Origin of the sequence: Rhodopirellula sp. P2 (genome assembly GCF_028768465.1) — a bacterium.
Lineage (GTDB): Bacteria > Planctomycetota > Planctomycetia > Pirellulales > Pirellulaceae > Rhodopirellula.
The window spans coordinates 5,086,143-5,111,155 of sequence record NZ_CP118225.1; the positions used below are offsets into that span (position 1 = coordinate 5,086,143).

20 protein-coding genes are annotated in these 25,013 nt (G+C 58.2%); 9 read left to right on the plus strand and 11 right to left on the minus strand.

All coding sequences use genetic code 11. The features are described 5' to 3' along the window. From PSR62_RS17970 to PSR62_RS17995, 6 genes are all read left to right on the plus strand, one after another. Positions 1-1,386, plus strand: coding sequence for a serine/threonine protein kinase (locus PSR62_RS17970; RefSeq protein WP_274404382.1), 1,386 nt, complete (start codon positions 1-3; stop codon positions 1,384-1,386). Between the two features lie 98 nt (positions 1,387-1,484). Next, a complete protein-coding gene (locus tag PSR62_RS17975) occupies positions 1,485-2,207 on the plus strand; it encodes a CPBP family intramembrane glutamic endopeptidase (RefSeq protein WP_274404383.1) in 723 nt (240 codons plus the stop codon). Between the two features lie 393 nt (positions 2,208-2,600). Continuing rightward, positions 2,601-3,269 (plus strand): PEP-CTERM sorting domain-containing protein, encoded by a 669-nt coding sequence (locus PSR62_RS17980; protein WP_274404384.1) that lies wholly within the window; start codon positions 2,601-2,603, stop codon positions 3,267-3,269. Between the two features lie 446 nt (positions 3,270-3,715). Further along, positions 3,716-4,027, plus strand: coding sequence for a hypothetical protein (locus PSR62_RS17985; RefSeq protein ID WP_274404385.1), 312 nt, complete (start codon positions 3,716-3,718; stop codon positions 4,025-4,027). Between the two features lie 494 nt (positions 4,028-4,521). Beyond that, complete coding sequence (locus PSR62_RS17990) at positions 4,522-4,782, plus strand: hypothetical protein (RefSeq protein ID WP_274404386.1); 261 nt, start codon at positions 4,522-4,524, stop codon at positions 4,780-4,782. A gap of 87 nt (positions 4,783-4,869) precedes the next feature. Then, positions 4,870-5,130: a hypothetical protein gene (locus PSR62_RS17995; protein ID WP_274404387.1), complete on the plus strand. Its 261-nt coding sequence runs from the start codon at positions 4,870-4,872 to the stop codon at positions 5,128-5,130. Positions 5,131-5,165: 35 nt separating this feature from the next. On the opposite strand, the gene PSR62_RS18000 is transcribed toward PSR62_RS17995, so the two are convergent. From PSR62_RS18000 to PSR62_RS18035, 8 genes are all read right to left on the minus strand, one after another. Beyond that, entirely contained in the window at positions 5,166-6,575 is a 1,410-nt protein-coding gene (locus PSR62_RS18000; protein WP_274404388.1) for a DUF1501 domain-containing protein, read from the minus strand. Positions 6,576-6,637: 62 nt separating this feature from the next. Next, positions 6,638-9,205, minus strand: a complete 2,568-nt coding sequence (locus PSR62_RS18005) for a PSD1 and planctomycete cytochrome C domain-containing protein (protein WP_274404389.1) — start codon at positions 9,203-9,205, stop codon at positions 6,638-6,640. 10 nt (positions 9,206-9,215) lie between these two features. After that, on the minus strand, positions 9,216-10,940 hold the full coding sequence (locus PSR62_RS18010) for a LamG-like jellyroll fold domain-containing protein (RefSeq protein WP_274404390.1): 1,725 nt from the start codon (positions 10,938-10,940) through the stop codon (positions 9,216-9,218). Beyond that, positions 10,937-11,455 carry a sigma-70 family RNA polymerase sigma factor gene (locus tag PSR62_RS18015; RefSeq protein ID WP_274404391.1) on the minus strand — a complete coding sequence of 173 codons (519 nt, stop codon included), beginning with the start codon at positions 11,453-11,455 and terminating at the stop codon, positions 10,937-10,939. The genes PSR62_RS18010 and PSR62_RS18015 overlap by 4 nt, the downstream gene beginning before the upstream one ends. Positions 11,456-11,610: 155 nt before the next feature. Continuing rightward, positions 11,611-12,441: a CvfB family protein gene (locus tag PSR62_RS18020; RefSeq protein WP_274404392.1), complete on the minus strand. Its 831-nt coding sequence runs from the start codon at positions 12,439-12,441 to the stop codon at positions 11,611-11,613. A gap of 83 nt (positions 12,442-12,524) precedes the next feature. Then, a complete protein-coding gene (locus PSR62_RS18025) occupies positions 12,525-12,830 on the minus strand; it encodes a hypothetical protein (protein ID WP_274404393.1) in 306 nt (101 codons plus the stop codon). A 384-nt stretch (positions 12,831-13,214) separates the two neighbouring features. Beyond that, positions 13,215-14,558 carry a Gfo/Idh/MocA family protein gene (locus tag PSR62_RS18030; RefSeq protein WP_274404394.1) on the minus strand — a complete coding sequence of 448 codons (1,344 nt, stop codon included), beginning with the start codon at positions 14,556-14,558 and terminating at the stop codon, positions 13,215-13,217. Between the two features lie 340 nt (positions 14,559-14,898). Next, positions 14,899-16,125, minus strand: coding sequence for a hypothetical protein (locus PSR62_RS18035; RefSeq protein ID WP_274404395.1), 1,227 nt, complete (start codon positions 16,123-16,125; stop codon positions 14,899-14,901). A 315-nt stretch (positions 16,126-16,440) separates the two neighbouring features. On the opposite strand from PSR62_RS18035, the gene PSR62_RS18040 reads away from it, so the two are divergent. Next, the gene (locus PSR62_RS18040) at positions 16,441-17,847 is read left to right on the plus strand and encodes a hypothetical protein (protein ID WP_274404396.1); all 1,407 of its coding nucleotides are present in this window, start codon (positions 16,441-16,443) and stop codon (positions 17,845-17,847) included. An 89-nt stretch (positions 17,848-17,936) separates the two neighbouring features. Here the strand turns inward: PSR62_RS18040 and PSR62_RS18045 are convergent, their stop codons facing one another. Continuing rightward, positions 17,937-18,830: a glycerophosphodiester phosphodiesterase gene (locus PSR62_RS18045; RefSeq protein WP_274404397.1), complete on the minus strand. Its 894-nt coding sequence runs from the start codon at positions 18,828-18,830 to the stop codon at positions 17,937-17,939. A 6-nt stretch (positions 18,831-18,836) separates the two neighbouring features. Continuing rightward, complete coding sequence (locus PSR62_RS18050; protein WP_274404398.1) at positions 18,837-20,261, minus strand: DUF1598 domain-containing protein; 1,425 nt, start codon at positions 20,259-20,261, stop codon at positions 18,837-18,839. Between the two features lie 658 nt (positions 20,262-20,919). Between PSR62_RS18050 and gnd the strand changes: the two genes are divergently transcribed. Further along, complete coding sequence (gene gnd, locus PSR62_RS18055; protein WP_274404399.1) at positions 20,920-22,398, plus strand: decarboxylating NADP(+)-dependent phosphogluconate dehydrogenase; 1,479 nt, start codon at positions 20,920-20,922, stop codon at positions 22,396-22,398. A 396-nt stretch (positions 22,399-22,794) separates the two neighbouring features. Here the strand turns inward: gnd and PSR62_RS18060 are convergent, their stop codons facing one another. Next, positions 22,795-23,919, minus strand: a complete 1,125-nt coding sequence (locus PSR62_RS18060) for a hypothetical protein (RefSeq protein ID WP_443217443.1) — start codon at positions 23,917-23,919, stop codon at positions 22,795-22,797. Positions 23,920-24,329: 410 nt separating this feature from the next. Between PSR62_RS18060 and PSR62_RS18065 the strand changes: the two genes are divergently transcribed. Continuing rightward, positions 24,330-24,998: a HEAT repeat domain-containing protein gene (locus PSR62_RS18065; protein WP_274404401.1), complete on the plus strand. Its 669-nt coding sequence runs from the start codon at positions 24,330-24,332 to the stop codon at positions 24,996-24,998. Positions 24,999-25,013 lie beyond the last annotated feature (15 nt).

The following is a 25,013-nucleotide window of genomic DNA, read 5'->3' on the forward strand; positions in this document are numbered from 1 at the left end:
ATGAGCGAGCCGCTTTCCCCCGTCGCCGTTTTTCGAGAAGCCGCCCTGCGATCTGATTTGTTGCAGGCGGAGCAGTGGGAACGCGCCGCCAAAGAGGTCAAACAGAACCTCGCCAGCGAAGATCGTTTGGATCCCGAGTTGGTCTGTGAAGAGATGTCGAGGGTTCTCGTTCGCGATCGAATCTTGACGCCTTACCAGTCACAACAAATTCGTGCTGGACGAACGAAGCTGACACTCGGCAACTACGTCATCACCGAATTCCTTGGCCAAGGCGGGATGGGGCAGGTCTTCGGCGGCGTGCACAAGATCATGGGCCGCCAGTGCGCCATCAAGGTCTTGCCGCTACAAAAGTCGGACCCACTGAGCCTGGAAAGTTTTGCTCGCGAAATTCGGCTGCAATCGAATCTGGACAGCCCCTACTTGGTGCGAGCCTTTGACGCGGGCAAAGACGGCAAGGTGCATTACTTGGTCACCGAGTATGTCCCGGGCACCGATCTGCGACGCCTGGTTCGCGAGCATGGTCGATTGTCGATGCAGCAAGCCGCGTCGATCATCGCCCAAGCCGCCGCGGGACTCGCCTACGCCCATGAATCGGGTTTGGTCCATCGCGACGTGAAGCCTGCCAACATCATGGTCACGCCCGACGGTCATGCCAAGGTTTCTGACGTTGGCTTGGCCGCCTTGTCCTTTGGCCCAGACGACGATCCACGAGCCGGAATGGTGGTCGGGACCGCTGACTACTTGTCGCCTGAGCAGATTCGAACGCCAGACCAGGTTGGACCGCCCAGCGACATCTATTCACTTGGTTGCACGTTGTACTACGCCTGCACGGGAACAGTTCCTTTTCCCGGTGGCGACTCAAAATCGAAGTGTCGTCGGCACTTGAACGAAATGCCGCTCAAGCCGACTCAACAGGCACCCGAACTCAGCGATGCGTTTGTCGACACGATCGCGGACATGATGGAAAAGGACGTGTCCCGGCGGATCACCACCGCGGCAGAAGTCGTGATGCGATTGAGCCCCTGGGCCACGATGGACGCCGACACCAACGATTCGGGAACCATTCAAATTGGCGAAGGCATGCAACCAGTCGCGATCCCCGCCGCCGGGATCCCACGCCCGGAAGACTCCCTGGGCGAATCGATGCTGGACGAAATGAGCTGGGACAACCTTGGTTCCTCGGCGGGCGATCCGCTTGCCCCCGCATCGCTCAGCAATCCATCGGTCACACCACCCCCGCCACCCGAATCGGATCCCAATGCCCTCCCGCCATCGCCTTTATCAACAGGCATCTCCACCGGCCAGTGGCTGATCAGCATTCTCGTCTTCACCGCCATTGGCTTCGTGGTCGGATACCTGACCGCTCGCGGCGTGTTGTTTCCTTGACGAGATACCCGCACCTCCTCTCAGTTGCTGGAATCGAGCTTCGTCCCGCCAACCCCAAGCTGGGCTTGAATGCGTGAGCCAGACTCCGAGGTTGCCCTATGAATCGCAGGCGAACTTCACTGACGATCTCGCAAGCAGCGGCCATTTTTGCAGCGGCACTCTTGTACCTCGTGCTGCTTCTTTGGTGGATGCTTCCGATGCTACGCGCCCAGCCAGGACTTCACCCGGCGACGCATTGGTACTTGATCGGTTTCGTGTTGTTCCCGCCCATGATCGCCTACGCGGTCTGGCAAGCTCACCGGGAGGGAGCCAACTCATTCGCGGAACGGTTGACGTCACTCAACATTCGTCCGATGAGCCAGCGGGATTGGCGCTACGCCGCTGCAGGAGTTTTCTCGGTACTGGGTGGAACGGGGGTCCTGCTCGCAGCCTGGAGCAACTTGGCCAGGCTTGATCTGTTGCCACCAGTCGAGACCGAACCATGGTGCATCGACATGTCGCCTTTGGAGGGTCGCGACCGTCTGTTGTTATTGCTTTGGGCGCCCATGTTTGTGCTGAACATCGTCGGCGAAGAACTGCTGTGGCGGGGCTATGTGCAATCACGCCTGACGGTGCGATGGGGATGGTTGGTGGTCAGTCTCCTCTGGCTGGCGTTTCACATTCCATTTGGAATCCCCGTGATGGTCCTGTCCTTGCCACTGATGCTGATCTTGCCATTCATCTTCGATCGCACCAAGAACACAACCGTCGCGATCTTGATCCACGGCATGTACAACGGCCCCGCTTTTCTGGCCGCCGCCTTTGGTCTGCTACCGGGTTAGATGTGCGTGTGCCAGTTCGCGATGACGGTCCCATCCAGTGCGCAAGAGCATGAATGGCTCCGGAGGAGCCCGCGTAGTTAGCTCGGGGTGGAAGCCCCGAGACCACGTTCCCAAAGTCACCTCGCCGCCCCGGATGGGGCCGTCGAAAAGGAACAGCCCCGTTTGCTGGAATGGCGGTAGCGACAAGGGCGATGCGTCTGACTCCGATGCACTTGGACTTTGCCCAGCAACAGAATCAAATTGAGCCCGCCCGAAAGGGCTACTTGCTAGCCTCAGAAGAGTACTCCAATTCAGCAAACTTAGCACGCGTATACAGGCGTCTCCCAAGTAAGTTGGAACACGGACAAAGATCACAAGCTGCGTATCGTCGATATCTAAACGAGAAAGATCATCATGTTTCGAATCCTTGGGCTGCTAATTTGCCTTTCGACATCTATTGCTAATGGCGGTGTCGTTTACGAGCTGAACTTCGACTCAGCGATTCCGGCATACAGTCAGTCCGGTGGCGATGGATCACCAAGCTTGAACCTTACTGGTACAGGCTCCATAGGAAATGGCGCCGTACTATCATTCACCCCGGCGAACGCTAGTGACGGTGCCGTGAATTTCTTTTCAAACGTTTCACTGAATATGGGCGATTTGCTTGGCAATCCGATTTCTACTCAGGCATCTGACTACACCTTCAGCTTTGATGCGAAAGTGGAGGGATTGGAATCTCCAAATACCAATGCATACGTCCAGGCGCAGTTCAAACTGGCTGGTGAAACGTACCAAAGTGGGTTCAACGTAACCGAGCAGTTTGCGAGCTATCAGTTCACGCTTCCAAGTGGTCCACTTGACCCTGCCGCATTCACCTCTGATTCACCTCGCCCAGAATTTCGATTCGATGTTTTTAGTATCGGGAGCCGGTTCGGTACGGACACTGGCAACTCTCTCTCGGTAGATAACTTGCGTATTTCAGAAGTCACCGCCGTTCCAGAACCCTCTTCGATGGCACTGTTAGCGATCGGTGGTGCGGGGCTTGTCTGGCGTCGTCGCAGAGCGAACAAGTCAGCAGCCTGACCATCGATCAATGCCGCTAGGTCCTGGCAAACAAAATCCACTCCAAGGCATCCTCATCAACGTGAGGGTGCCTTTTTTGTTGCCCGCCTCGAGATCCGGATGCTGCCATCCACGAATAACCTCCAACCAGTCGCGAAGCGATGACAGGCACCAGCCTCGGACGCGATTCCGAGGACAGCAAGAGGAACCGAACCACCAGTCGCGAAGCGACGGCAGGCGTCTCACCGCCGGGCCAACACCTGCCATCGCTCCGCGACTTTCCTGTGGTGGGGCCCTGATTCCTGGGACTCGCGTCCCAGGCTGCTGCCTGCCGTCGCTTGGCGACTCTGAAACCGCCGCCGCGTCGATTGCATCTTCGCGACGATCCACCGAACACTGCCCCGCATGCACGACGATCTGAGCGCCACGGCAACGCCCCAACCAGCAATCACCTCCAGGAGATCCGGATGGTGCCATCCACGAATCACCACGAATCACCTCCAACCAGTCGCGAAGCGACGACAGGCACCAGCCTCGGACGCAAGTCCGAGGACAGCAAGAGGAACCGAACCACCAGTCGCGAAGCGACGGCAGGCGTCTCACCGCCGGGCCAACACCTGCCATCGCTCCGCGACTTTCCTGTGGTTGGTGCCCTGATTCCTGGGACTCGCGTCCCAGGCTGCTGCCTGCCGTCGCTTGGCGACTCAGAAACCGCCGCCGCGTCGATTGCATCTTCGCGACGGACCGCCGAACACTGCCCCGCATGCACGACGATCTGAGCGCCACGGCAACGCCCCAACCAGCAATCACCTCCAGGAGATCCGGATGGTGCCATCCACGATTCAACTCCACCCACGAATCACCTCCAACCAGTCGCGAAGCGATGACAGGCGCCAGCCTCGGACGCAAGTCCGAGGACAGCAAGAGGAACCGAACCACCAGTCGCAAAGCGACGGCAGGCGTCTCACCGCCGGGCCAACACCTGCCATCGCTCCGCGACTTTCCTGTGGTGGGTGCCCTGATTCCTGGGACTTGCGTCCCAGGCTGCTGCCTGCCGTCGCTTTGGCGACTCAGAAACCGCCGCCGCGTCGATTGCATCGTCGCGACGATCCGCCGAACACTGCCCCGCATGCACGACGATCTGAGCGCCACGGCAACGCCCCAACCAGCAATCACCTCCAGGAGATCCGGATGGTGCCATCCACGCAGATCCGGATGGTGCCATCCACGATTCAACTCCACCCACAAATCACCTCCAACCAGTCGCGAAGCGATGACAGGCGCCAGCCTCGGACGCAAGTCCGAGGACAGCAAGAGGAACCGAACCACCAGTCGCAAAGCGACGGCAGGCGTCTCACCGCCGGGCCAACACCTGCCATCGCTCCGCGACTTTCCAGTGGTGGGTGCCCTGATTCCTGGGACTTGCGTCCCAGGCTGGTGCACGCCGTCGCTTAGCGACTCTGACACCGCCGCCGCGTCGATTGCATCGTCGCGACGATCCATCGAACACTGCCCCGCATGCACGACGATCTGAGCGCCACGGCAACGCCCCAACCAGCAATCACCTCCAGCAGATCCGGATGGTGCCATCCACGAATCACCTCCAACCAGTCGCGAAGCGATGACAGGCGCCAGCCTCGGACGCAAGTCCGAGGACAGCAAGAGGAACCGAACCAACAGTCGCAAAGCGACGGCAGGCGTCTCACCGCTGGGCCAACACCTGCCATCGCTCCGCGACTTTCCAGTGGTGGGTGCCCTGATTCCTGGGACTTGCGTCCCAGGCTGGTGCACGCCGTCGCTTGGCGACTCTGAAACCGCCGCCGCGTCGATTGCATCGTCGCGACGGACCGCCGAATGCAGCCCCGCTTGCACGACGATCTGAGCGTGACCGCAATCCGTTGGGTGACACCGCCTCCCCTACGCGAACAAGTCGTGAACCACTTTGCCTGCAACATCCGTCAGCCGGAAATCTCGACCGGCATGGCGATAGGTCAGTTGTTCGTGATCGAGTCCCACCAGATGCAACATCGTGGCGTGCAAGTCGTGCAGGTGAACTTTGTTTTCGATCGCGTAGTAGCCGTACTCGTCCGTCGCGCCGTACTGGATGCCGGTCTTCAATCCAGCGCCCGCCATCCACATCGTGAACCCTTCCGGGTTGTGGTCGCGTCCGTCCTGCCCAGATCCCTGGCACGTTGGCGTGCGGCCAAACTCGCCTCCCCACAACACCAGCGTGTCCTCCAACAAACCGCGAGCCTTCAGGTCTTTCAACAAGCCTGCAATCGGCAAATCCACCTCCGCAGCGTTCTGCGTGTGACCTTTGCGGAGGTTGCCATGTTGGTCCCACTGCACCTCCGTGTTGCTGTGCGTGATCTGCACAAACCGGACGCCTCGCTCAGCAAATCGGCGTGCCATCAGACATTGGCGACCAAAGTCGGCCGTGGTTTCGTGGTCGATGCCATACAGCTTGTGCGTTGCCGCCGTTTCGGATTCCAAGTCCAATGCCTCCGGCATCTCGGTCTGCATTCGGAATGCCAACTCAAAGGACTTGATCCGCGCTTCGAGTGCTGAGTCTGGACCGGTGGTTTCCAGAAACCCGCGGTTCATCGACTGGGCCAGATCCAGCTGCATCCGCTGTGCTTCCAGAGACAGTCGTGCGTTCTTCACAAACTTCACGCGAGCCTGATCGGACGGTTGGCTGGCGTTGCCGATCGGGGTCCCCGAAACGCTGGCGGGCAAAAATGCCGAACCCCAGTTTTTCGTGCCACCATGCGCCAGCGTCGGACAGATCGTGATGAACCCCGGCAGGTTCTGGTTCTCCGTCCCCAATCCATAAGTGACCCACGACCCCATGCTGGGCCGCACGAACACATCGCTGCCCGTGTGCAACTTCATGCTCGCCCCACCATGTGCCGGGTTGGTGCCGTGCAGCGAATTGATGATGCACAAGTCGTCGACACACTCGGCAACGTGTGGGAACAATTCGCTGACCGCGATGCCGCTCTCACCGTATTGTTTGAACTTCCAAGGCGAAGCCAACAGGTTGCTGGTCGGAGCAAACTGGACTCGCGGTTTTTCGAACGGCAATGGTTTGCCGTCGTCCTTTTGCAGTTGTGGCTTGTAATCAAACGTGTCCATGTGAGACGGGCCGCCCTTCATGAACAGAAAGATGACACGTTTCGCTTTCGGTGCGAAATGCGGGGCCCCCAAACCGAGCGACTCGGCGGTGCCGCCGGACGCTCGGACTTCGTCAGCCAACAACGATGCCAACGCCAGCGATCCAAAACCAGCAGCGGTGGTCTGCAAAAGGTGTCGTCGATTGAATTGCATCAGATCAGGAGGGAAGGAAGGAGGCGGGACTTCATTGGAGGAAGCGAAGTTTTCGACGATTCCTAACGGACGTAAACGAACTCGCTGGACGAAACCACGGCTTGGCAGAACGCTTGCCAGGCCGATCGCTCCCAACCCAATCCGCCGTCAGCGGGCTCAGACTTGTTCTGGTGCAGAAGCGTTTCAAACTGCGAGAGGAAGCGAAGGCCATCGGAAATCTCCACGTCGCTGGGCGGTCTCCCATAAGCTTCCAAGTACAACCGGCGGACTCGCTGGGCAGAGTCGGTGTTGTCTTCCAGCAAACGATCCGCCAACGCAAATGTCAGGTCGGACACCATTTCCGAGTTCATCAGGAACAAAGCCTGCGGCGCGATCGTGCTGGTGTTTCGATCACCGGTCAAAACGCTCGCGTCGGTGTAGTCGAACAATTGAAACATGTCATACAGGTGATTGCGAATCACGGGCACGTAGATCGAACGCCGGGTTGAATCGTATTTGGATTTGTCCTGCGACGTGTGATTGAACACGTACTCACGGTTCTTGTACTGCATGATGTTCCCGCCCGTGGTCCGGTCAAGCTGACCACTGACGGCCAACAACCCGTCACGAATCGCCTCGGCTTCCAATCGCCGCAAACTGTATCGCCAGTACCACTGGTTGCCAGGATCCAGCTCCGCGTTTGACGCGTCAAAGTCGCTGCTACGTTGGTAGGTTTGCGACAACAGGATCATCCGGTGCATCGCCTTGATCGACCAACCTTCCTCGACGAATCGAACCGCCAACCAATCCAGCAACTCCGGATGGGTTGGTGGGCTACCTTTCAGCCCAAAGTTGTCGACGGTGCTGACCAACCCTTTGCCGAAGTGGCCTCGCCACAGCCGGTTGACCATCACGCGGGCGGTCAGCGGATGGCGTCCATTGGTCAGCCAGCGAGCGAACTGAAGGCGACCGCTTTGCATCACTGGAATCGCGGGTTGGTCATCCAAAGCCAAAACCTCCGGCACGCGGCGAGCCACAACGTCGCCGAGTGTCAGGTGACTGCCTCGAAGATGAACAGCGGTGTCCACAATCTCACCATCCACCACGCCCATCGCGGTCGGCAATTCTGGAGTCGCCTCCTTCCACGTCGTCAATTCCTCCCGAAGCGTTTTGAGCTCCGCCTGAATCTCCGCCGGAAATTGCTTCTCGACTTCATCGGGTTTGGCGTCGGTATCCGCTGGAGGATCCAAATCGGACTTGGCGGCTGCAACCCGGTCAGCGATCAACTTTTCTCGAGCGGCGATCCTTTCTTTGTGTGCAGTCAGTTCCGCAGCTTGCTCGGGTGTTTCAATCGAGTTCTCGTGCCACTTGGCGACCGTCTTGTAACTGTCCATCGTTTGCGTGCTTTGAAAGATCCCAGCCAACCCGTAGTAGTCGTGGTGGCTGATCGGATCAAACTTGTGCGTGTGACAGCGGGCACATCCGAGCGTCAGCCCCAGCAAACTGCGACCGACGGTGTCGATCTGCTCGTCGATGATGTCCATTTCCATCTTGGCTTCGTCCTGCTCGGCCAAAACTTTCGGCCCCAACACCAGGAAACCCGTCGCGATCAAACGCTCGTGACGAAGTTCCACGTCATCGCCGGAATCCAGCAGATCGCCCGCCAATTGTTCGACCACGAATTCGTTGTAAGGCTTGTCCTCGTTGAGCGATTGCACGACGTAATCGCGGTAGCGCCAGGCGTTCCCATGAACCACGTTTTCGTCGAGACCGTTTGAATCGGCGTAGCGTGCGACGTCCAACCAGTGGCGTCCCCACCGTTCACCGTAATGAGGCGACGCGAGCAAACGATCGACCACGCTAGCGAACGCATCGCGAGAATCATCGGCCAGAAAGGATTCGACTTCCTCTGGTGTCGGCGGCAACCCGGTCACGTCAAACGTGACTCGCCGCAGCAACGTTCGCTTGTCGGCCGGTGGATTGGGACGCAAGCCATTGGCTCGCAATTCAGCCAGCACAAACGCATCGATCGGGTTCGGAGCGTCTGTGGATGCATTGCCAACCGCTGGCGGAATGGCTTTGACGGGCAGTTGGAACGCCCAATGCTTGCGGCCTTCCTGCACATCGACCTCGCCCCGCTGGACGATCGGCCCCACGGTGTTGGAATCGGGATGTGGCGCCCCCATCTCGACCCACCGGATTACGTCTGCGATTTGGACATCGGACAACTTCTCATCCGGTGGCATCTTCAAATCATTGTCTTGATAGCGGACCGCGGTCACCAACAAACTGCTGGTGGGTTTCCCCGGAACCAGAGACGCACCCGCCAATCCGCCCGTCAGCATGCCCGCCAAAGTGTCGACACGGAGTTCCGATTCCTGAGAGTCCTCACCATGGCACTCGTAACAGTGATCAATCAGCAGCGGACGAATTTTGGACTCAAAGAAGTCAAGCTGTTCCGCCGTGGCCTGCACTGTTTCGATCTGCTCGGTATCCTCCGCGGACTGAGCAGCGATCGGGCTCATCACCAACCAGCCCCACACAGCACAAATCACGATTCGCTGCATCAGCCCGATTCCCAAGCCGACCGGATGCGAACGAACGTCGGCACCGTGGTCGACGAGCGGTCTTCCCAAATGGATCAGATGCATCGAACGTCTCCTAAAACTTGGGATTTCCGGCATGGTAGATTTGCAATATTTCCGCTTCGTCCAACGCATCATCGAGCATCAGAAACTCATCCATTCGCCCATTGAAATTGCGGATCGCGTGAGAACTCTTGTCGACGGGGCGTCCCCAATTGCACAGTTCCGCATCTCCAATTCGGATCGGTCCATCGTACTGAAGTTTACCTTCGCACGGCACACGCTGACCGTTGAAGTAGTGACGCACCGTTTGGCTGGTTCCGTCGAACACGGAGGCGACATGAATCCATTGCCCCAGACGCGTGAGATCCACCAGCGGCGGTGTGTAACGCCACGCCACGCCTGACACTTGGCCGACAGATAAACCAAGTTGCCCACGTTGATCAAATTGCCAGTGAACTTCCCCTTGATCCCAACCATCGGTCAGCAACAACGAACTGAGCAACCGATCCAGCCCATCGACACGCACCCATGCCGCCAACGTGATCGATTTGTATTCACCGGCCAAATGGAAGCGGACTCGATCGCTGGGCCGTTTGAAATCCAAGGCAGTTTTCCCTGGCCAACGGCCCTCCGACCATGCACAACCGATGATGGAACCGTTTGAATTCTCTTGGGCCGCAGCAAGGTTCGGCAGAGTGGTTGGCGACGTCTCCGAACCAGACTGATCCGGCGCCGCGAAATCGTAATACATCAGCACGCGAGGGTCCTTGCGAATCTCAGCACTCCACCGCCGCCAACGTTCGATCCGATGCTGTCGACGTTCGGCTTGGTTCTGTTGAAGCAGCGATTCGGATGGCATCTTGGCGATCCGAGTGGTTTCCGGACGGGAGTTCCCGTTTCCATCAACGCTCATCGATTGCCCCGTGACCAATTCGTGCAGCGACGCAGCATCTCCCGACGCTGACGGATCATGCAGTTCCACCAATCCGTCAAACACATGCACCTCGGTTCGCTCGCCGGGATTTGCCGACACACCAAATTCAGTCCCGAGGTCAACGATTTTGGTTTCCGGCGTCAACACCGTGAACCCGCGAGCTGGAACGGGCACGTTTGCCCAGGCCTTGCCCGCGTGCAACATGACAAGGTTCGGATCGCGAATTTCGAGCTTGGCAGGGCCTTCCAACGTCAACACGGCACCCCGAAAGAATTGCAACTGCACCCATCCGGATTTCAGATCCAGCGTCTGGTTTGACGATACCGAATCGCCCATCCGAAACGCCGCGTCACCCGTCCACTCGACATTGACGACTCGTTTCAACAACGCCACCGAGGGATCCGCCGGCTCCGATTCGGTCATCGTCGTCGCCTGTGGATGCATCGCTGGGTCAGAACCGGTCTGTGCCACCCCGGCGTGTCGTCCCGTCCACATCCCAATCCAAAACGCCACCATCAAACAGGCCGCGATCCCGACTGCGGCCAGCGGAGCCCAGCGACGGAGTTGGTCTCGCGCTGCGTTCAGGCTGGAACGGTCCAGCACGCTGTGCAGAAAATCAAACTTTTGGGATTCGGCATCCAGCCGTTGATCCAGCAGTTGCACAAACCGTTGCCCCGCCCGTTCTTCCCGGACCAGCATCGCCAGCCCCTCGTCCATTTCGACTTGGTCGCGGTAGCGCCGCTGCAATGCATCGTCATTCGCCAGCGAATGAGCCAGACGTTCCGTCTGTGCGTCACTGAGTTCGCCGTCGAGCAAACGTCCGAGTTGCTGGTCAAACTCTGGTTCCCGAGCTTGTTCGCTCATGTTGCTCCCTCCGTCAAACGGGTTTCGACGCAGGTCCGCAGCAGCCCGCGAAGACGCGACAAAGCCTGGCGGACGGCCGCGGGAGTCATCTCCGTTTCGTTTGCCAACTGCGTCGCGTTCTGCCCTCGCGTGTAGCGGCCGTTCACCAAGGCTCGACCGTGACCGGGCAATCGATCCACGCAGACGCGAAGTGCCGCGAACCAGTCCTCGGACCACGGGCCAGTGATGGGTTCGTCGGACATCGCCAGCATGGCTTCGCTGAGCGATGCGTTGACGACTCGTCGCCGACGAGACGTTTTCCGCAACTCGTTTCGCACCAAATTGCGAGCGATCGAACGCAACCAAGGCCCCGCGTCGTCGATGTCCTCCAGCGTTTCAATTCGCTCGTAAGCAACCACAAACGCATCCTGGGCCAAATCATCCACCGCGTCGGGCAGCGCACCGAGCATCCGGATGAACATCCGTAGGCGGGCTTGATGTTCCAGCACCAGTTTCGCGAATTCGTTTCGTTGCATCGGTCACTTTTCCTTTCGCTACTACCATGTCTCCACCATCCAAAGTGTGACACAGAGAGAACGAAAAAGCTTCGAAACCGTTGGAAAACCGGCTCGGCGATCCACGCACAAGACTTGGCAACCGCCTACGGACATCGAGAACGAGCAAGCAATGCTCAGAGCAACCGGATGCCATCCTGTTCGATTGCAATCACCTGTTGTTTGTACAGGGCACCGATCGCCTTCTTGAATTGGCCTTTGCTCATCCGGAACAGGTCAAAGATTTCATTCGGAGGCGACTTGTCATGAACCGGCGCAAACCCACCGTTCTCTTCCAAGTGGCTCTGAATGGCTTGGCTGAAGTCGTCGCGAATTTGCTGACCACTTTTCAGGCTGAGATCTATTTTCCCATCAACGCGAACGTGTTTGACATAACCTTGGATGGTCTGACCAAAGCTGATCCGTTGATCCACTTCATCCTTGTACAACAGTCCCCAATGGCTCTGATCCACAATCGCCTTGTGCCCCATCTCGGTGCTGTTGGCAATGATCAACTCAACCGCCTGTTGCGGGTAGAAACCATGCTCGGGATCATTGCTCACGTACTTGTCAATCTTGGACGTTGCCGTGATTCGATCTTGGTTGTCGAGATACAGGAACACCAGGTAAGAATCGCCCACCCTCATCGGTCGATGCTGTTCCGCGAATGGGACCAGGACGTCTTTGTCCAATCCCCAGTCCAAGAACGCACCAATCGGGGTGTTCTCTTTGACTTCCAAGTAAGCGAATTCGCCCACCTCCGCTTTGGGAACCTGAGTGGTCGCGATCGGGCGATCTTCCGAATCCAGGTAGAGGAAGACTTCGACAATGTCACCGACGCTCAAGTCGTCCGGGGTGTGCTTGGTGGGCAGCAGGATCTCGCCCAGTTCCCCGGCGTCCAAAAACATTCCAAAGTCGGTTCGCTTGAGCACTTCCAAGTCAAACGTTCCGCCGATTTCGATCATCATGTTGGTTCTTCCATCCAATCAAGCTACCGTTGATCGGGGCATCCCAAAGGACATCCGATTCGCCGGAGGTCGAGAGGACAATTTTACGATTTGAATTTGCGTTTCTTCAACGGCGGATTGCTGTGAAGGATCTCGCCGGAATCAGAAACCTTCAGGTAGTAAGACGCCCCGATGTGAATCCGTTTTGACAGAGAGAATTCCCCGATGGGTTCCAGTTCTTCCCAGATGTTGACCCGGTAGTTGCCGTTGTGGTGCCGACAAACCTCGACACGATGCAACCGTGGGGGCCTGCCAATCTTTTCAAGGATCTGCGACTTGATGGTTGCCGTGTGGTCGGCAAGCGACTCCGGTTCATCTTTCTTCGGGGCTGGTTGATCGACTTTTGCCATGGTTTCCTCGGCCACTAGGAGGTGATTGAACACTGAACTGTATCCTAACGGAGTCCGGTTCGATACGAGGTCGAAAAGCAGAAAACCGTCCTGCACGTCACCGCTCAGCGAGAGCCCCATCAAGCCCATTGCTGGCAGGCGTTTACGTCACATCGCAGCGCCGACCCAGCGCCGCTGGATTGACGAAAACTCGCACGGGGGACAATTCCGGTGACACCCCACCGCCCCCGAGCAACCTCGAAAGCTTTCAACACCAAGTGCCTTTCGGCGCTTGCCCTGGTTAAATCGGCAGCCAGCAGCACGCCAGCGTTCGTGAACATCACCACCTGCTCCGTACCTTCCAGCGTCAACCACTGAGCCGAACATTAGGAATGATCGCCGACCTCAGACCCAGGTGGGTTCCCAACCTTTGCGATACGGCTTGGTCACCCACTGCTGGGCCTCGGCATGGTTTGTGATCTTCATCGCTTCGGTATCCCACTGCAGTTCTTGCCCCGGGAAGCGAATCCCGATCGTTCCGAGCAAAACCGATTCCGTCAGCGGTCCGGCGTAGTCGAAGTGGGAAGTGGTTTCATCCGTCCCGCGACAGGCGTCCGCCCACTGCGTGTAGTGGTCCACCGCGGGGATCACCGGCAGATCCTCCACCAAGGATTGGTCTGCGAGGTAGAGCTGCGGCATCGCGACATGGGGAATCACCAACGAACCCTTTTCGCCAACCAGCACCGAGCCCGCGCCGGGAAGCTTCCCATCCTCAGGAATGTGAGCCAGTCGCTCTCGCGGCGGCGACACTCCGACTCCGTCGTACCAGGTGACCGGCAGGGTCGTTTCGGCGGTGTACTTGGTTCCGGGGAATTGGTAACGCACGGTCGCTCGATCGGTCCAGGTTTCAGGCATCAATTCCGGTGCCTCAACGGTGAGCTTCGTCGGTGCGTGAATTTCCAGTGCTTTGAAGACCGGGTCCAAGATATGGCATCCGAAATCGCCCAGCTGGCCGGTACCGTAGGCCTGCCAACCGCGCCAATTGAATGGGTGATACATCCCAATTTTGTAGGGACGTTCGACAGCGACGCCTTGCCACAGATCCCAACGAACATCCGCGGGGACGGGATCGCTGCCGGCGGGGCGCGGAATCTGTCGCGGCCAAGAGGGTCTTCCGCCTTGCCACGAATGAACTTCGCGAACCTTCCCGATCATTCCTTCGTGAACCAAGTGAACCGCTGTGCGATACGCCGAGTGCGATTGAATTTGATTGCACATCTGAGTCACCACCTTGAACTTCTGGGCTGCCTTTTTCATCTGGCGAGCTTCCGTCACGGTGTGCGTCAGTGGCTTTTGGCAGAACACATGTTTCCCCAACTGCATCGCGGGCAGGGAGATCGGTGCGTGCATGAAATCTGGCGTGGAGACCAGGACGCCTTGCAGGTCATTGCTTTCATCGAGCAGTTTTCGCCAATCGGCGTAGCGACGGGCCGATGAAAACCGTTCAGCGGCTTGACCAAGGTGCTTGGGCGAACTGTCAATGTCACACAACCCGATCACGTCGACCTGCGGGCTGGCAGCGACACCGAGCAAATCGCTCCAACCTTTCCCACCGGTTCCCACACTCGCGATCTGAAGCCGTTCATTGGCACCGTAAACACGCGAATATTGCGTCGCAGAGAGAGTGATTGCGGTTCCGGCAATCGCGGTGGACTTTAAAAACGAACGTCGATTCTTGACATCGCGCATGGCAAGTTTCCATTCAAGGCGGGGAGGGAAGGTAGGCAGGCAATCGCCGCAGCGATTGGGACCCGCATGATACCTCATCTTCCAGCCTCAGGAGTGCACTCCGATTCACCACCCCCAAAAACGGATCGCGTTGGCCGACCACTTCCCTCAGAAACACGGTCGCTCGCGAAGAACGTGATTCCAATGGCGGGTGCCGGAACGCTGGGCGAGCCGAACAGCGGAGCCGGCCGGACGCATCGAGGAGGAAGCGGTCCGATACAAACGAAAAAAAAGCCGACGAGGTGAATTCACCTCGCCGGCTTCAATCGTGTGATCAGCTAGCAGTGGGACGGGATCTGAATCAGCGGTTCAGTTCGATCCCGAACGTTCCACCGACCGCCAAGAAGCTTTGGTCGGAGGATCCGATCTCAGTCAGTGCATCGTCTCGGTGGGCGGCTCGTCCTAGCCCTTTGGCCAGGTCGAAGATTTGGAATCCACCTCGAACATGAATCATGTTGGTCAGCTGATAACCCAGATCGGCCCGCACGTCGTAACCGATGAAGAAGGTGTCATCGCGGTAGTGCTCGACCTTGTTCTCGGTGCGGTAAAACGACGTGACTTCTGAGTCAGCACCGAAACCATCGTAGAACGTATTCTCAGCCACAGTGTATCTCGACGCATGCTGAAGGTTGACGCCGCTGAAGGCCCGGAACTCGGCTGAGTAGCGGAAGCGGTTGACAAACTTGAAGTATCGAAATCCGAGTTGCATGGTGTACATCTCGTTGTCAACTTTGGTGATGTCCTGATCCAATCGTTCATACGCATCGTCGTTGACACCGAGGTCGACGAAGTATGGGTTCTCAGTCAGTTCCGTTGTCCCCGGGAGAATCGTCGCACCGTCTTCACGAGTCCGTGAATACCTGCGAGTCACCGCCTGGTCGTCCAAGGTGACGAACCGGACACCGACCATGGGCTCGAGGATTCCACCGTAGTGATACGGTTCCATTCGCCAAGTTTTGTTGATTTCGTAGCTGTCGTATTCGACGAAGTTGGTCGAGCGACCGATCTCGTAGAATCGCGTGTCGTAACCGAAGTTGTTGTTGTCATCGGTGAGCACGTTGGTGCCAAACTGGCCGCCGGGGAATTCGGGATCCCCTTCCAACTGAGTCACATTGAGACGGTTGATACGCTCAGCACGAGTGTATTCAGCCGCACGAATGTCCAGATCCGACCATCCGAACAACCAACCGCTGTCTTCTCGCGGCTTCATGTAACCGAACTCGTAGCGATTTCCCTCGCCATAATCGAGTTGGTACTCGCCACTGTCGCCTCCGACAGTTGTCGCTTCACCCTCAGGGCGTTTGCCCCACAAGTGCAGCTTGTCATAAGTTCCGAACCAGCCCGTGTGAGCCCGTTTTTTCGGTTTTGCATCCACGATGTCAGCATCGTAGATTGGTTCAAACCACTGAAAGTCAGGGTCAAACGCGAAAGGGTCCGCCAATGCATGTTCCTGGGCGGACACCGAAGCGCCACCAGCAAAAACCGCCAGGGCTGCCAATAGTTTTGCAGTCAGCTTCCGTACCGACATCGTTGTTCCACCGTCATGCTAGGAGTTGCCGTCACGTTCAATTGAGAACTGGCTCAACCAACGTCACTGCTGATCACTGTTAAGTCCCGCCGCCGCCCCACTTTCTGAGCAAACCGCATTGGGTTGTGCCGGTAGTATCGGTTCGTCCGATCGAAAAGGCTTAGCCAGATTGCTGGTCAAAACGGTAAAACCTTCAAAAACTGATCCACCGAACCTTTCGTTTCGAACGTCATTGCCTCCTCAATCGGCATATTTCCCCGTTTCCGTCGGCGTTTCCCCTGCCTGTGAAGGCTGGCCGTTTTCGAATTGATCTTGTTGTCGGAACGCATGGGTCGGCACAATCCCGCCATGCTGACGTCCCCTTCCGAATCGCTTTCCACGGCCGACACGCCGAACCCATTCTCAATTGCCTTGCCTCCCGCTGGTGGAGCCAAGCAACGGTTCGTGCACGCCTTGCAATTCCTGGCGATTGCCGCCGCAGTGACTGCGATCTGGTTGCTGGCCACGGTCTACGGCAAGCAGTACCTGCTGAACCAACTCGTTCAAGAACTGCCAACGCTCGACGCCACCGAGAAGAGCGATCGGTTGATCCAAATCGCGGGGTTTGGAATCGAAGCCATCCAGCCGCTGTCCAGCAGCTTGATGGATGACGAGGACGCCGTCTCGGAAGTTGCCTTTGGTTTGCTGAACCAACTGCAAAACGACTGGACCACTCTGTCCCCTGAGCTGGCCGCCCGATCCCACCAAAAGCTGATCGAAGGCATTCACGCAAACCTACAAGCCAAACCACGCGCTGAATGGACCTCGCGTCAAACCGCCCGCTCGCGTTCGCTGCTTCGCCAAACGATGTTGGAATTCGCCGGCACGGAGACGCTCGGCGATACAGAACTGGACGAAGAAGTCCGACAACTGATCGCAACCGTTTCACAAGGATCACGCGAAACGTTGGCACAACTCGATCAACCGACGATGACACTTGCCAAAACGCCGGTCACAACCACCGACGTCAACGAACTGCCCAGTGCCGACACGGAATCCATGTGGACGGACTGGCCGCCATCGCGTCCCGTCGAAATCATTCGCTCAGGAACGCCGAACACTCAGGCCGTCCAAGTCCGGGAAACGGCCACACGACTGCAAACGCAACCGGCCGATGCTTCGCAAGAGGGATCCAGCGCCCAGCTGGAACCTGTCCCAGACGGGGTCACGGTGCCTTTGACACAGGTCCCAGGTTCTCCGAACGGAACGCCTGCACAGCGAGCCTCCGGGACGCCTCGTTTGGCAAGGTCCACCGACGGACGAGTCCTTCGCGTCAACGCGGAACTGACGGGGTCACCGTTCACCGCCATGGACGACGAAACCATCTTGCGACATCTGGGTCACCCCAACGCGTCGCTGGCCGAACAAGCTCACGCGGAACTGATCAGCCGCGGATTCACCAAGGTCCAATTGGAATTTGGGACTGCGATCGCCGTCGCAGAGCCCAAAGATCGGATCACGTTGATCGATTCGATGCTGCAATCCGGAGGCCTCAACGCTTGGCCTTGGTTGTCGATGCTGCTGGACGATTCGGATCGCCACGTTCGATTGCATGTGATCACAATCTTGGCACCGTCGAAGAACCGAACCGTTCAACAGCGTTTGCACGAACGCTTGAAAGTCGAATCTGACCTTCACGTTGCGACCAAGATTCGCAAAGTCCTTGACCTTCGCGGAAACTAATCGACAGCCCGATCAGTCGACTGCCGGTCGGCACGGCATGCCTCACAAGGCGGCCCTGCCGACGATTCAGTGGCTTCGTTGACCTGCGTTCAGTCCGCCAAGGCGGAGCGAATTTCAGCAGGGCGGTTGGTGGTGATGCTCTCAAAACCGAGACCGACCAACTGCTTGGCAACCGCAGGGTCATCGATTGTCCAACCATGCATGGCACACCCCGCCGCTCGAACAGCATCGCAGAAGTCCTGGCTCAGAACCGAACCGAGCAATCCGGCGTTGACTTGCGTTCCAAACCCAGTGGCATCGGTGGCCTTCAGACTCTTCTGAACGTCATCAATCCCCGGGGTCAAACTGCCGTCCGCTTGCTTCTTGTACGAGGTCAACCAATTGCAGTCGTACGGCATCATCTCGCGAGCTTGGCGAACGACTGCCTGATTGAAGCAGATGATCGTGATCTGTTCTGGCTTCAAAGTGCATTCGTCCAACTGCTGCTTCAGCGTCGGCAGGATCTCCGGTCCACATTTAATTTCGATGAAGATTCCTTTCCCCTCTGGAATCGTCGCCAAAACTTCTCGCAGCGTCGGGATTTGCTCGCCGGCGTAGCGTTCATGTTTCCAGGTGCCGAAGTCCAGTTTGCGGAGCTGTTCCAGCGTCGCCTCGGCAACCTTCAACGACGGTGAGCCCGGCGCAGTGCGTTCAGTGGTCTTGTCATGCACGCAAACGATTTCGCCATCGGACGACAGGTAGAAGTCGCCTTCAATCGCGTCCGCGTTTTCTTCCCAGGCGAGATTGAACGCGGACAACGTGTTTTCCGGGGCCGTGTAAGACGAGCCACGGTGGGCCACAATCATTGGCACCGACTTCGAAGGGCTCGCACTTTCGTTGGCGTCCGCGATCTGCGGCGACACCCAACTGAGGCACGCGAACAAAGAAAAAGCCGCCGCGAAACGAGTCGCGACGGCGCAGAGTGTTGTGTCAATCAAAGTCATCTTGAATCAGTCCCACCACCATTGGCCGGGCGCCAATTGTTCTGGCCCCGAGGAATGTTTGACCTGCACGTGCTGGCCTTCAGTGTCGATTGTGACGTGGTCTTTCTTCAATGCAATCCGTGGCTGAACGTTCACGCCGCCTCCCAGTGGAGTCATCAACGTGTTGCCTCGCCAGATCGCATTCACAGCGGTTTCGACCTTTTCAGGTGCGGTGTAAGTCTGCACGCTGACTTTGCTTTCATCGCCCAAAACTGGCATCGCCCAGTTGGCTTGCCCGTAGAAGTCTTGCTCGTGAATGTAAGCGGCTGCGATTGAAAGATCGATCAACTGACGCAGTTCCGCGTAGACGCGAACTCGGTCAGCAATCTGGTTGTACTTTTCAGTGAACTCTTTCGTGAACGCTTGGCTGGCTCGGTTCACGCGGCCGGTACCAACGCGAGCACCGTCACCTTGGACACGTTCGTTGGCGCCAACCAACTGAACACCACGTTCGTTGATTCGCATGGCCAGGTTGTCTTCGCTGACCGAGACCCCGTCGTAATTGGGCTGGAAGTACCAACGTTCCATCGAGTTCGCTGAGACGGTCACGGGATTGGTGCGCGAGACATAACTGCGAACGGGAACCGGCAACTGTTCCAAACCGATGCCGATCAACTTCATGCGGTAATCGGCTTCCACCAACACGCGAGCAAAGTGGCTGGCCGCTGGGATGCCTTCGATGGTGACGGTTTGCAGACCCAAGTTTTCTTTCAGCCCGCGGACGAGCTGCAGGGTGTCACCGCGACCGGCACGTCCCCCCACTCGCATCAGGAACTGCTGCATCCGCTGCAGGCCTTCCGGGGTGGGGTCAATCGAGACCGAAATCACGCGGGCAGGTTTGCCCTGAGGTGGAAACGCTCGCAAAGCAACCACGACGTCTTCCAACAAAACGCTGGGACGTCCCGACTGCATGCCGACGAAACGATCGGTCGCGTCAGCCACATAACCTTCGGCTGGCCCAGCCAGCACGATGTCGTTTGTTTCAGGATAGAAGAACACGTACTCAACCGAGGTCAGTCCGGCCATCGCAAGCATTTCAGCTGGAAGCGGACGATCGGCTTCGACGTATTCGGAAATCGCTGCTTCCAGGCGATTCAGCGAAACCTTTCGTAGTTGGCTGGTTTCCATCGACTCACCCGGAACCGCATTGGCACGCGATTGCAACCATTGCTGACGAGCCAAGCGTGGGTCGATCGTGCGAACCTTCAAAACGCCGGTCGGATCGACGTCGACACCAGCGGGCTGGCTGCCAAAGTTGTTCGTGACGTCGCCGCCCGCGCCACCGCCACCGTCTTGGCCGAAGCTGGAGGGAGCCAACGCAATCGCCAACAACGCTGCGAACGCGAAACTGGCCAAGGTGCGAATTCGAGAGTGGCGATCGATCAGTCGCATCGGTGGATTCTTTTGCAGAGAAGAACGTCGAGAGTGAGAATGAGGGCCGCCGTCGATCGAATCTCGACCGGCAGCCGAACCTCAGTCTAATAACGCGATCGGAAAACCTCAATGAAATTCCGGAGTGCCTTTCCTCTGGACCGAGTCCGCTGATCTGGCAACGCAGTTTTTGCGATTCAAAAGCCGAGCTCTCGAAGTTGTCCGGCCAGGCGACCGCCCCCGGTGTCGATCCACGCTCTCCACCCCCAAACCAAACGAATTCCCGCTGCAATCGGCTCAGAACCGGTGCAATTTGGCTCCGAACCAGCCCGGGAAACCACTGCGACATCGCAATCAATGAGTGGAACCAGCGAGCGTCCTTGGGTGGCGTGCCGGGCGAGCTGCTCCGCTCCGCGACGGCAAAATGATCGATGAGTCAGCCTTTGGGTTTGCCGCGCTCACCGCGGCCAAGGGCCGAAATTGGGCCGATTGCAGCGGTTCTGTCAGCAGCAACGTGAAATGTATGGAGCCAATCGGTGGCAGCAATCCTCCCTTGGGCCTTTTCGCCCCGCCCCAGTCATTTACACTGCTGGCCCCCGCGTGAGCCGCTGCGGCACGCTTGGATCGCCGCAAACCGGGCCATCACGCCCCCATCTAACACACGAACAAAAGTACAGCTATGAGTGGTGATTGTGATTTCGGCCTGATTGGTCTGGCCGTCATGGGCGAGAATCTGGCCTTGAACGTTGAGAGCCGCGGCTACAAAGTTGCTGTCTACAACCGCACCACATCCAAAGTTGACGCTTTGATGGAAGGTCGTGCGAAGGGCAAAAACTTCGTCGGCTGTCACTCGATTGAAGAATTCGTCAAATCAGTCAAACGACCTCGCAAGCTGATGATGCTGGTCAAAGCCGGCCCAGCCGTGGACGCTTTGATCGAGCAGCTTTTGCCGCACTGCGAACCCGGCGACATCATCATTGATGGTGGCAATGAGTACTACGTCAACACGGAACGACGCACCAAACAGGTCGAAGAAGCTGGCATGTTGTACGTCGGTTGCGGCGTCAGCGGTGGCGAAGAAGGTGCCCTCAAAGGTCCTTCGCTGATGCCCGGCGGAAGTGCTGCGGCATGGCCTCACATCAAAGAAATGTTCCAAGCGATCGCAGCCAAGGTCGGCCCCAACAACGACATCCCTTGCTGCGAATGGCTGGGTGCCGGCGGTGCGGGCAACTACGTCAAAATGGTTCACAATGGCATTGAATACGGCGACATGCAGTTGATCTGCGAAGCCTATCAATTGCTGAAAGAGCTCGGCGGCTTGTCCAACGACGAACTGTACGACGTGTTCGATGACTGGAACCGTGGTGAACTGCAAAGCTACTTGATCGAGATCACCCGCGACATCTTCAGCGTCAAAGACGACCAAGGCGGCGACGGATTCCTCGTCGACCAAATCATGGACGTGGCCGGTGCAAAGGGCACAGGCAAATGGATGAGCCAACTGGCTCTCGACCTGGGCGTCCCCAGCACGCTGGTCACGACCGCCGTGTTCGCTCGCGGATTGTCAGCCCAAAAGGAAGCCCGCACACGCGCCAGCAAGACCCTCAACGGTCCCGCTGAAACAGCCAACCCTGAAATGCGTGCGATCGCTGAATCACTGGTCGGTGACCGTGCTGAATTCGTCGAAGCGGTTCGCCAAGCACTTTATGCTTCCAAGATCGTTTCCTACGCCCAAGGCTTTGTTCAATTGCAAGCCGCGTCGGCTGAGCACAATTGGGGACTCGATTACGGTGCCGCTGCACTGCTGTGGCGAGGTGGTTGCATCATCCGTGCTCAATTCCTGGACCGGATCAAAGAAGCCTTCGACGCCGATCCCAACTTGGAAAACCTGCTGTTGGCCAAGTACTTCGAAGACGCCGTCGAAAACGCGCAAGCGAAGTGGCGGAAGGTCGTTGCCGTCGCATCGGTCATGGGCATCCCCGTCCCCGCGTTCAGCACCGCGCTTTGCTACTACGACGGTTACCGCCTGGAACGCTTGCCGGCCAACCTGTTGCAAGCCCAACGCGATTACTTCGGTGCTCACACCTACCAACGCTTGGACAAAGAAGGTGCCTTCCACAGCGAGTGGATCCAGCTTCGCAAAGAGCCCAAGGCTTAGTTTGCAAAGGGCAAACGATTGTTGCCCCAGTGATTGATCCAAGGCAGAAAAGGTCGGCACCACGCCGGCCTTTTTTCGTGTGTGCAAAGAAGTGGGCAGCGACCTAGAAGTCGGCGGCGACCAAGCGAAGCCCCGTTCCGACCAATTGGTGCTCCTGTGCCGAATCGACAACCGGGGCACACGCCCAAACGGCACTTACTTCACCCTCCCTCAGGGAGGGTCGGCCCGCTTCGGGCCGGGGAGGGCGAACTTAAAACCCGGTGTGTAGCCCTCCCCTCGCTTCGCTCGACCCTCCCAGGGGGAGGGTGAATTTGTAAAGTAAGTGCCATTCGGCACACGCCCAACCGGCTGACTTGACGATGCCAGCCACTCCTGCCTGCGGCAGGGCGATCCACGCTACTCCGCTGGCAAGCGGACGCGGACCACCGTCTCGCCCCACTCGACTTTCAAGTTGGCCTGGGTGGCAATGGACTGCGCCAATTGTTCCAGCGTTTGCTTGGTCGCATCAAGACTCACCAACGTTTGACTGCGGAGGGTGGCTTCATCCTCGATGACCAATTTTTTGGCAGCCGCACCCGCGAATTGCTGCAGCACCTCGCGGGCTGGTTTGTTCAACAACTTCAAGTCATAGGTGGCGTCGCGACCGGCCACGGCCACCTGAGCGGGGGCAGGTGCCGCCGCCCACTGCGTCGCCAAGGCAGCACGGTGCCCGGTTGGGTGCGTGTGAATGCGCAACATCTTTTTGCGAGTCTTCGGATCACGCCCGGATCGAAACGAGGCCGTGGCATCGACCGCCCGAACCGCTCGCCGCAACTCCGCGTCACCACTCTCATCGGTGTCGCTGTTCTCAATCGGGTAAACCATCAAGAAGCGAGCCTCTCGCCACTTCGTGTCGTCCGCGCCGATCACTTGCACCGCCACTGGCAGCGACTCGTCTCGGGATCGCAATCGCTGCAGCGGTGTTCCCTGGCGGGCAGCCATGCCAAACTCCCCCAACGCCAATGACGCCAGGTGCCATGGATCGACCTGCTGAAACTTGGCCGCCGGCCAGACGTCATGCGGAAACCATTCGAGCCCTCGGTCCTCTTTTTGCCCTCCGGTTTCCGCGCCGCCGGTGGCCGGCCGGCCCGCCGCCGCGTGAAGGATTGAATCAAGAGCGGTTGCGGACGCAGTCCCGCGAGGCCACTCCAAATCGATGGCTTGCGGCTTGGCCGAACTCACCAGATTGCCAAGCGTCCGATCAATCCATTCGGGCCGCCCGACCAGCAAAACCCCCGGGATCGGAAAAGCTTCCCATCCCAGTGGACGCGTCAGTTGGGTCATCGCCTGAGCAGCCGAGCCTCCTGCCAAATTCAGGGACACAATTTTTCCAGGATCGACCTCACCATCACGCCACCAGGTCCAGGGACGTCCGGGGCTGCCCGAACTCACTTGAGCGACGATCTGATCGATGGCTTCGTCCGCTGATTGGCCGTCGAGCGCCACCGTGATCACGGTTCGCGTGAAGGCGGCGGCCTGCAACGGTGTGTCCGATGGCGGCTGGCTGAACGCCGATAAAGGCGACACGACGGAAAACACCACGCCCAAAAACCAAAGTGCAGAACGGCCTGGGCAAAAATTCCCGAGGAACTTTCCCGCCGTTTTTCGCGGGTGACCCGAAACGTCGAGGGTCGCCAGATCCAGCTCCTTTTCGCAGTCAGATCTGCTGTCAGCGAGGGGCAGGCAAAGCGGGAGAAGCGGTTGAGATAGCATCCGACGATCCGTGCAGTTGGAAAGTTCTTTTGGTGCGCCGTCTTGCCCGACAGCTTGATCGGTCTAACATCGAGAAGTCAAACCACAGCAGCCAAAATACCAATGAATCGCCGGCACCGCGCCGTTTGACCCGCCCAATCCTCCCAGACCCTCCCGACCAGCCCAAGGTGGAATCGAACGTGACAGCTCCCATCGTCCACACGACTCGCCTGGTCGCTGCATACCGGCGGTACCTTGGCTCAGCGGACGCTCCCCGATTTGCTCACGATGTCGATGAGCACTACACCTCGGCGACCTTGACCGCTCTGCTTTCCCGAGGCGAAGTCGAGCACCGCCGGGCTGCGGCGTTGGCTCTGGGGATGTTGGGCGACCGCCACTCCGTCGATTTTTTGGGCCGAGCTCTCTCGGACATTGACCGTGGGGTGCGCTTGGTTGCCGATGATTCATTTCATTCGGTGATCGTTCGTGACGCCGCGCCGCTGCATCACCAAAAACTGCTCCGCGTCATTCACTTGAACGATGGTGGCGAATACGCTGCGGCGCTTTCCCCCGTGATGGTGTTGATCGATCAAGCCCCTTTGTACGCCGAAGCCCATCACCAGCTGGCGATTTGCTGGCACGGTTTGGAAGACTTTGAAAAAGCCGAGGCGGCGTACCAGTCCTGTTTGTGGCACTGCCGTTTCCACTACACCGCTTGGCAAAGCTTGGCCAAGGTGAGAGCTCTCTTGGGAAAACCCACCAAGGCACTCGATGCGTTGAACCGATGCTTGGACATCAATCCCGATGTCGAAACCGCTCGCATGCAACGCCGAGTCATCCGTCGTCGGATGCGTCAAAGCGACGTTTGAACAAGCGTCCTCTTC

Bases quoted from the DNA above. Each gene is read 5' to 3' on its own strand.
- PSR62_RS18005 (WP_274404389.1), bottom strand. From the start codon at position 9,205: ATGCATCTGATCCATTTGGGAAGACCGCTCGTCGACCACGGTGCCGAC.
- PSR62_RS17995 (WP_274404387.1), top strand. From the start codon at position 4,870: ATGACAGGCGCCAGCCTCGGACGCAAGTCCGAGGACAGCAAGAGGAAC.
- PSR62_RS18015 (WP_274404391.1), bottom strand. From the start codon at position 11,455: ATGCAACGAAACGAATTCGCGAAACTGGTGCTGGAACATCAAGCCCGC.
- PSR62_RS18020 (WP_274404392.1), bottom strand. From the start codon at position 12,441: ATGATGATCGAAATCGGCGGAACGTTTGACTTGGAAGTGCTCAAGCGA.
- PSR62_RS18010 (WP_274404390.1), bottom strand. From the start codon at position 10,940: ATGAGCGAACAAGCTCGGGAACCAGAGTTTGACCAGCAACTCGGACGT.
- PSR62_RS17985 (WP_274404385.1), top strand. From the start codon at position 3,716: ATGGTGCCATCCACGAATCACCACGAATCACCTCCAACCAGTCGCGAA.
- gnd (WP_274404399.1), top strand. From the start codon at position 20,920: ATGAGTGGTGATTGTGATTTCGGCCTGATTGGTCTGGCCGTCATGGGC.
- PSR62_RS18025 (WP_274404393.1), bottom strand. From the start codon at position 12,830: ATGGCAAAAGTCGATCAACCAGCCCCGAAGAAAGATGAACCGGAGTCG.
- PSR62_RS18050 (WP_274404398.1), bottom strand. From the start codon at position 20,261: ATGCGACTGATCGATCGCCACTCTCGAATTCGCACCTTGGCCAGTTTC.
- PSR62_RS17970 (WP_274404382.1), top strand. From the start codon at position 1: ATGAGCGAGCCGCTTTCCCCCGTCGCCGTTTTTCGAGAAGCCGCCCTG.
- PSR62_RS18030 (WP_274404394.1), bottom strand. From the start codon at position 14,558: ATGCGCGATGTCAAGAATCGACGTTCGTTTTTAAAGTCCACCGCGATT.
- PSR62_RS18035 (WP_274404395.1), bottom strand. From the start codon at position 16,125: ATGTCGGTACGGAAGCTGACTGCAAAACTATTGGCAGCCCTGGCGGTT.
- PSR62_RS17980 (WP_274404384.1), top strand. From the start codon at position 2,601: ATGTTTCGAATCCTTGGGCTGCTAATTTGCCTTTCGACATCTATTGCT.
- PSR62_RS18045 (WP_274404397.1), bottom strand. From the start codon at position 18,830: ATGACTTTGATTGACACAACACTCTGCGCCGTCGCGACTCGTTTCGCG.
- PSR62_RS17975 (WP_274404383.1), top strand. From the start codon at position 1,485: ATGAATCGCAGGCGAACTTCACTGACGATCTCGCAAGCAGCGGCCATT.
- PSR62_RS17990 (WP_274404386.1), top strand. From the start codon at position 4,522: ATGACAGGCGCCAGCCTCGGACGCAAGTCCGAGGACAGCAAGAGGAAC.
- PSR62_RS18000 (WP_274404388.1), bottom strand. From the start codon at position 6,575: ATGCAATTCAATCGACGACACCTTTTGCAGACCACCGCTGCTGGTTTT.